Here is a 7133-nt window from a genome sequence, read left to right as displayed (position 1 = left end):
ATGATGAAAAATGAAATTTGTACAAAATAGATCCCTCGCCAGGGGCTCGGGATGACAAATTAAAAAAATGAATAAATTAAAGGTAACAATTAACGGCAAAGTGTATCACGTTGAGCCGGGCCAGACTGTTTTGGAGGTGGCCAAAAAGAACGGGATTGAGATTCCGGCTTTATGCTTTCATCCGGATTTTCCCGTGAAGGGAAATTGCCGCGTCTGTTCGGTGGAAGTAAAAGGCTATAAAAGATTAGTGCCGTCGTGCGCGACGACCGTCTGTGATTGCATGGAAGTGCAGACTGAAACCGCGCGGGTGAAAAAGGCGCGCAATATGAATTTGGAATTGATCTTTGCCGAGCATATCGAGAAATGCCCGAGTTGCATCTGGCGTTTCCAATGTCCGCTTTTGGGCGCGGTGAAAAAATATGGCGTGAAATTGACCCGCTTCCGCGACCGCAAGGGCGCGCGCAAAATTTATAAATTCCAAAACGCCGTGGAGATCGACGGTTCGCAATGCATCGATTGCAAGAATTGCGTCGAGGCCTGCGCCATGCAGCAGAATATTAATTATTTGAAATTCACGGGCAAGGGGAGCCGGCAGGAAGTCGTGCCGCGCCAGAATGAAGGGTTCAAATGCATTTTATGCGGCCAATGCGCCTTGCATTGCCCGGTTTCAGCGGCGCAAGAACAGGCGGAAGTGCCGCAAGTGGAAAAAATACTTGAGAAGAGAAAACGATTTCTGAAAACCCACCCCGCCTTCGCTAAGGCTTCGGCGGGCAAGCCCGTCGCTCGTCACGATAAGGAAATTTTGGTGGCGCAGTTCGCGCCGTCAGTCCGCGTTACCATTGGCGAGGATTTTAATCTGCCGTACGGCAAGGATTCATCGGGAAAAATTACCGCGGCTTTGAAGAAATTGGGTTTTGATTATGTTTTTGACATCAATTTTGGCGCCGACTTAACGACAATTATTGAAGCCGAAGAATTGCTAGAACGGATTAAAGATAAAAAAGCCCGATCAAATGGCAGTTTGCCGATGTTCACTTCTTGCTGTCCGGGCTGGGTGAATTATGTCGAGTTGCTTCATCCTGAAATTATTCCGCATCTGACCACTACCCGTTCGCCGCACGTCCATTTGGCCGGCGTAGTGAAAACTTTCTGGGCGAAAAAAATGGGCGTTGATCCGAAAAATATCAAATTGGTTTCCATTATGCCCTGCACCGCCAAAAAATATGAAGCAGTCCGTCCCGAACTTAAAGTTGATGGCATGCAAGTTATTGATCAAGTTTTGACCACCAGAGAATTATCTTTCTTGTTCAAAAAGAACAATATCGATCTGGCAAAAATAAAACCGCAAGACGCTGACGATCCGCTGGGAAGATTTTCCGGCGCCGCGGCTTTGTTCGGTGGCTCGGGCGGCGTGATGGAATCAGCTTTGCGCACCGCGGATTATCTGGCTTGCGGTTCGAACACCAAGGCGAAATTGTGCCGCGCTAAAATTGATTATAACGAAGCCAGAGGTTTGGCCGGCATCAAAACGGCCGAAGTGGATATTGCCGGCAATAAAGTCCGGATCGCGGTGGTGAACGGTATCGGCAATATCGATCCGATCATCGCCGATCTGGATAAATTCGATTATATCGAAGTGATGGCCTGTCCGGGCGGCTGCATCGGCGGCGGCGGCCAGCCGATCCCGACGACTGATGAGATCCGAAGCGCGCGCATGCAGGCTTTGTATCAGATCGATTTTGCCAAGAAAGGTTTTCGCCGCTCCTACGAAAATAAAGGCGTCTTGGAAGTGATCGATTGGGTGAAGAAAAATAAGTTGGCAAAAAAAGTTTTATTTACGAAGTATCATAAGAGAAGTGTTTGATACTAAGTTAGGTTTAATTAGTTTATCACTTTCAATTCAATAGATTTTGTATAATGTATTATGTATAATGTGTAAAGCATTTTTTTATCATACATAATACATCATACTTTATACATCATACAAATATATGACTAAACATCTTGCTACCATCACCATTTTGAGCGACGACCGGCACGCTAACGCCCAAAAACTGCAAAAAATTATGACTGATTCGGGACGTTTGATTCGCGTGCGTTTGGGGGTTAATCTCGCTCCTTCCTGTATTGCGCGATGTTCCGGAATGATCGTTTTGGTTGTCGAGGGAACAGCGGCCGATATCAAGGGGTTGGCCGCAAAATTCAACAAAATCAAATCAGTCAAAGCCAAGAGCCTTATTATTATTTAGTCGGCGTAATAATGTAATACTAATCCACGAATACATACTAATATAACGAATTATTGTTTAGCACACATTCGTCATATTAGTATGTATTCGTATCTATTAGTATTACAATGCAATATGTCCTACATTCAAGAACAAGCCGCGGTAAAAGTTGATGCGGCCGCGATCGCTAATTTTATCGGCTTAGCCTCAGTCGTTACTTTTTTGCCGTTTATCATTCACATCCAGTGGATTACCGGTCCGATCATCAATGCGCTTTTGATCTTGATATTATTCATTGTCGGAATCCGCGCGGCAATGCTGATGAGTCTGATTCCGAGCGTGATGGCTTTGGCCGGCGGATTATTGCCGGCGGTCTTGGCGCCGGTGGTGCCATTCATCATGATCGGTAATGTGATTTTTATTTTGAGCATTGATTATTTTTATCGCGCGGCCAAAAGCCAGTTTAACGGATTCTGGATCGGCGTGGTGGTCGGCGGCGCGCTCAAATATCTTTTCATCTGGTTTAATGCTAATTTGATGATCAGTTTGATCTTAAAAAAAGAAATGGCTGTCGCGGCGGCCAGAATGGTCTCTTGGCCGCAATTCGCCACGGCTTTAGCCGGCGGCGCGATCGCCTGGGTGATTTTGAAGTGGCTGAAGCGAATCTGACACAGAGAAGAATTAAGAGATAAGAGAGAAGAAATATTTTTTTATAAAAAATAACCGCCGATCGTTTCTGATCAGGCGGTTTTTGGTTGGCAAATACGAAAGTTTCTTAGTGGATGTAAAAAACTTCACCCCGCTTGCTAATGATTTCGAATTCGTTATCTGGTAATTCTCTTTTTACCGTCACCCTCTCTATTGGTTTTTCGAAAAGACCGGCGAATTCCTGTTGAGCTCGGTTAATGAATGGCCGTAAGGGATCTTTGCCGGAAATGGTTGCAGCTCCAGGTTCTTTTACCGTTTTTTTCATGGGGCCGATCGGAAAAAATAGATTATAAAAAGGATCATCCATAAATCCTCCTATTTGGTGTATTTGAAAATATAAATTTGTCCGTTATTAATATTTTGAAAAGAGCCAGCTTCTATTTTAGCTTGTTCGACGATTTTGTCAAAGTCGGTCCAATATTTGTTGATTATAAAATAGACGGTGCTGGCGCCGGTTAAATCTGACGCTTGCAAAGCGGTGGCGCGGTCGGGTTTTTGATAAACCATATTCAAGTAAATTTGGTAAAGCGGCCCGCCGGTCGGAATCGGGTAAAAATAGATTTCAGAACCACCTCCCGCAGAACCACCCCCAACCCCTCCTTGGGAAGGAGGGGAGGACACCCCATCCTTAGGAAGGAGGGGGGATTTGTAATAATGAGAAAAGCCGAAAGTCCAGAGCGCGCCGACGGAAACTTGCTGATCGGCTAAAACGACATACGGCGTATTTCCGGCATCTTGCGCGATCCAATTCACCGCGGCAAGATCATCGGCGCCGACCGAGAATCCGCGAGAATTAAAATATCGGTCGAGCCGCGGATAAGAGCCATAAAGCGAAACAGCGATAAGAATTACCAACAATGCCAGCCAAGAATATTTAAGCAATGGCCGTGCTGAAAGGATTAGCTCAATAAGTTTGCCCGCTAAAATTGCCAAAACCGGAATGAGAAAAATAAAAGCCGCGAATAAAATTCTTTGCGCGTAGTCATTGCGCTCGTAACTGATAAGGAAGTTAAAATTTAATTGCTTGGTTATAAAATAAGCGACTAATAAGCTAATGGCTATGCTGCCTAATAAAACTAATTCCGGAAATTTATCACGATAGCGATAGATCGCGTAACCGGCCGCCAAGGCTAAGACGATCAAAACCAGCCATTCATTGCTTAGGAAAAAATAAATAAAATTTAGGAAAATATTTTCTTGCCGCGGAAAGGCGATGCCCGGCATAATAAATCCGGCTGCCGTTGATTCTCCGCCGGTTGAACCAGTGGAATTTTTGCCGGATAAATAAAAGAGTAGCGGCAGAACCACCGCCGTCAGCAAGGCGATCAGAACATAGAAAATATTTTTGCCTAGAAAAAAATCGCTGATTGTTCGGAAAGAAAAATGCCAATGTTTTTTTTCCGAGATTTTTATAGTTTTAATGCGCAAGATTCCTTCGCGGGGTTTGTCCAGGCAAATTTCGCCGTCCTCGCTGTTATTTTTTGGCGTAAAGAAAATCCGGTTGCCCGGCTGGCGGGCGATGAGCGCAGCTAAAGCAAAAAGTAAAGCCGGAATGCCGGCGATCGGATGAGTCGCTAAGGCCGCGCCGGCTAAAAGAAAACTTAAAATTATTTCAATGCGTTCGCGCGCGAAGAGCGAAAAAAAGATCGAAAGCAATAAAAATAGATAGGCCAAGTTTTGCGGAACGGTTAAGGTGAAGACGGAGAAGGGGAGAATCAATAAAATTAATAATGACAAATTACAAATTACAAATGATAAGTTTGAACAGCGTTTTTTTAAGAAAAGATAAATTGTGGGCGGTAAAGCTAAAGCGGCGAGAAGGGGGACTAAAAGTTTGTCGGCCCAGACGATCGGGAGGAAAAATAATTTATGGGCGAATAAGATTAGCGCGTATTGGCCAAGATAATATGGCGTCTTGGGAAAGACTGCGCCTTGCTTATCGATTAAATCAGCCGTGGCTTGGTGGATGAAAGGATCATAGCCATAGCCGATTTTAAACACAATCCATAAGGCAGAAAAAGATAAAAAATAATGGGCCATAATCAGCCAGAGCGTAAATTTGGAATTTCTAATGATCAACCAGAGCAAATAGGCGGTCGCCAAAATATAAAAGATGAAAAATTTTACTGAAACAACCTGCCAGGGGGAAGTCAGGGCTGCGTCGGTCCGAACCTTAAGTAAAAAGTAAAAAGTAAAAAGTAAAAAAATAAAATAAGGAACGAGCCAAGCGGAAGTTATGGTGATTTTTTTCCAGTCAATTTCAGTTTTTTTGATAATGAATTTTTCCGCTATATCATCAGTGCCGAACGTCTCTTTTTTTTGCACAAAAAGCAGGCGGGCAAAATACCAAACACCCAAGCCGGACAAGATCAGAACTAGCGAAATCCCCAGCCAATTCAAGGCGTAAAAATAATAAATCACCGCGCCAGAAACGGAAACCAGGCAAATCGCGGCGAGCGCCAAATAAAATAATTGTTTTTTAAAATTTATTTTCATAATCTTATTTTAGCAAATATTCAGGAAGAAACATATTGACAAGAGTTGTAAAGTGTGATAAAGTGCGGATTAGTTGAACAGAATGTTCCTAAACAATCCATCCGAGGGGGTTTTATGTTTAAGTTGTTTTTGGCGTTAGTTTTATTAAATGTTTTGGCTATTTTGGCAGGTTGCTCAAATTCTGTTTCTTCCGCAAGCACCAAGCAGCCGGTAGCCGGAATATATTATTTATCGCCGGTGCCGCAATATCAGTCGCCGCAAGTGTTTATCTGGAGCGGATCTTCTTGGAGAGTCGGCAGCGAAAGCAAGAATGCGATTTCGGTCAACAGCTGTGAATCTTTCATGGGCGATAGTGTTGCGAATCTGGTGTTGAAATATGTCGACGGCATGGTCTTTAACGCCAGAACTGTTCGCTTGCCTATTTTATCCAATGATTATGGTGTAGCGGATTCTTCGCACCCGTTCAGCGGAATCTACGGAACTCATGATAACTCCTACGTCTTTGCTATTACTGATGCTGGTAATATCATCGGTGCTGTCGGGGAAGCGACCATTATTGGTCCGCAGAATATGAACTTTTTCGCCGAGGAGATGTGTACCAATTTTAGGGATGGCAATCCGCCGAAACTGCTTCTGACTGGTCGAAACTGGGGGTACATAAGTTATAATCCAATATCACCTCAGCCGTTAACCGGGCTGCTCCAATGGTTTAGAAGCGACTCAACCAGCATCCAGCTAGTCGGTATGGATGGTTGTGGCCGCTAAAAGATTGAAATGATATTACAATCAAGAGCGTGTTATAAGGCACGCTCTTTTTAAAAAAATCAGCTTGATCAGTGAATTCTTTAGTTGATTTTGGCATAGTTTTTGACATATGTATCAAGCTAGCGGAAAGTGCAATAGGTGCGCGCACATTACCTGCCTGCCTTGATTTTTGTTAATATTTATGGTAAGAAGCAATTGGTTCGTTTAATCATAAATATTCGTTGAAAGGGAAAGCAAATGATAAAAATCATCAATTTAACGGTATTGGTTTGTTTGACGGCGATCAGTAATTGTTCCAATCCGGCAAATAGCGGAGAGCAGAAGGAACCGGAGCCGGGGATCTATTTTTCCGCTTATGTGGGAAAACAAGGCGGCCGGCCGATGGTTTTTATCTGGTCAGGCTCGGCATGGAAATGCGGGAATAATAATTCAAGTCTGTCAGTTTCGGGCGCATCCTTTTCCGGCGACAGTGTCGCGGATATCAATGTTCATTGCCAGACCGATACCAGCGTTTTTGATTTTAAAGCGCGCGCGGTAAGGTTGCCGGTCAAGATCGGCGATTACGATCAGGCTGATTCCGCTCATCCGTTTTTAGGACTTTATTCTTCTTACCAAAAACCGCCTAGCCCTTATTCTTTCGGCGGCAATGATATTTTTCTTATCAAAGCCGATTTGTTCGTCGCTTATCTGGGCTGGCCATACGGATCGCGCGCTTCATTTTCCTGCAGCATGCTGGGAAATTATTTGACGCTGGGCAATGGCTGGGGAACCATGAAGCCAACTTCATCTTCCGACACGATCATCTGGTCCGGGCCAAATACTGGGATAAATGGCGAGCACCTTTTTCGTCTTAACTGACGATAAACAAGAATCGGTTTCACCTAAGGCGCAAGTTTTCCCGACTTGCGCTTTTTTATTGAGCAAACATATCCTTTA

Annotated in this window: 7 protein-coding genes; 5 read left to right on the top strand and 2 right to left on the bottom strand. The window is 44.2% G+C overall.

From position 1 onward, the window contains the following. Window positions 1-67: 67 nt before the first annotated feature. The 3 genes from PHE24_02235 (at window position 68) to PHE24_02225 (ending at window position 2897) form a co-directional block, all read left to right on the top strand. Window positions 68-1864: a [Fe-Fe] hydrogenase large subunit C-terminal domain-containing protein gene (locus PHE24_02235; GenBank protein ID MDD4901931.1), complete on the top strand. Its 1797-nt coding sequence runs from the start codon at window positions 68-70 to the stop codon at window positions 1862-1864. A 127-nt stretch (window positions 1865-1991) separates the two neighbouring features. Beyond that, the gene (locus PHE24_02230) at window positions 1992-2249 is read left to right on the top strand and encodes a hypothetical protein (GenBank protein ID MDD4901930.1); all 258 of its coding nucleotides are present in this window, start codon (window positions 1992-1994) and stop codon (window positions 2247-2249) included. Window positions 2250-2363: 114 nt separating this feature from the next. Further along, window positions 2364-2897: a hypothetical protein gene (locus PHE24_02225; GenBank protein ID MDD4901929.1), complete on the top strand. Its 534-nt coding sequence runs from the start codon at window positions 2364-2366 to the stop codon at window positions 2895-2897. 106 nt (window positions 2898-3003) lie between these two features. Here the strand turns inward: PHE24_02225 and PHE24_02220 are convergent, their stop codons facing one another. Together PHE24_02220 and PHE24_02215 are read right to left on the bottom strand one after the other, a co-directional pair. Further along, window positions 3004-3243 carry a hypothetical protein gene (locus tag PHE24_02220; GenBank protein ID MDD4901928.1) on the bottom strand — a complete coding sequence of 80 codons (240 nt, stop codon included), beginning with the start codon at window positions 3241-3243 and terminating at the stop codon, window positions 3004-3006. Window positions 3244-3251: 8 nt separating this feature from the next. Further along, window positions 3252-5432, bottom strand: coding sequence for a hypothetical protein (locus tag PHE24_02215; GenBank protein ID MDD4901927.1), 2181 nt, complete (start codon window positions 5430-5432; stop codon window positions 3252-3254). A gap of 114 nt (window positions 5433-5546) precedes the next feature. On the opposite strand from PHE24_02215, the gene PHE24_02210 reads away from it, so the two are divergent. Continuing rightward, window positions 5547-6197: a hypothetical protein gene (locus PHE24_02210; protein ID MDD4901926.1), complete on the top strand. Its 651-nt coding sequence runs from the start codon at window positions 5547-5549 to the stop codon at window positions 6195-6197. A 237-nt stretch (window positions 6198-6434) separates the two neighbouring features. Continuing rightward, window positions 6435-7055 (top strand): hypothetical protein, encoded by a 621-nt coding sequence (locus tag PHE24_02205; protein MDD4901925.1) that lies wholly within the window; start codon window positions 6435-6437, stop codon window positions 7053-7055. The last annotated feature ends 78 nt before the right edge of the window (window positions 7056-7133 follow it).

This window comes from Patescibacteria group bacterium, assembly GCA_028707065.1.
Classification (GTDB): Bacteria; Patescibacteriota; Patescibacteriia; order Patescibacteriales; family WJLG01; genus JAQTUZ01.
This window is presented reverse-complemented; position numbering and strand designations above follow the sequence as displayed.

Coding starts and splice junctions, on each gene's coding strand:
- PHE24_02225 (MDD4901929.1), top strand. CDS start 2,364: ATGTCCTACATTCAAGAACAAGCCGCGGTAAAAGTTGATGCGGCCGCG.
- PHE24_02230 (MDD4901930.1), top strand. CDS start 1,992: ATGACTAAACATCTTGCTACCATCACCATTTTGAGCGACGACCGGCAC.
- PHE24_02210 (MDD4901926.1), top strand. CDS start 5,547: ATGTTTAAGTTGTTTTTGGCGTTAGTTTTATTAAATGTTTTGGCTATT.
- PHE24_02215 (MDD4901927.1), bottom strand. CDS start 5,432: ATGAAAATAAATTTTAAAAAACAATTATTTTATTTGGCGCTCGCCGCG.
- PHE24_02220 (MDD4901928.1), bottom strand. CDS start 3,243: ATGGATGATCCTTTTTATAATCTATTTTTTCCGATCGGCCCCATGAAA.
- PHE24_02235 (MDD4901931.1), top strand. CDS start 68: ATGAATAAATTAAAGGTAACAATTAACGGCAAAGTGTATCACGTTGAG.
- PHE24_02205 (MDD4901925.1), top strand. CDS start 6,435: ATGATAAAAATCATCAATTTAACGGTATTGGTTTGTTTGACGGCGATC.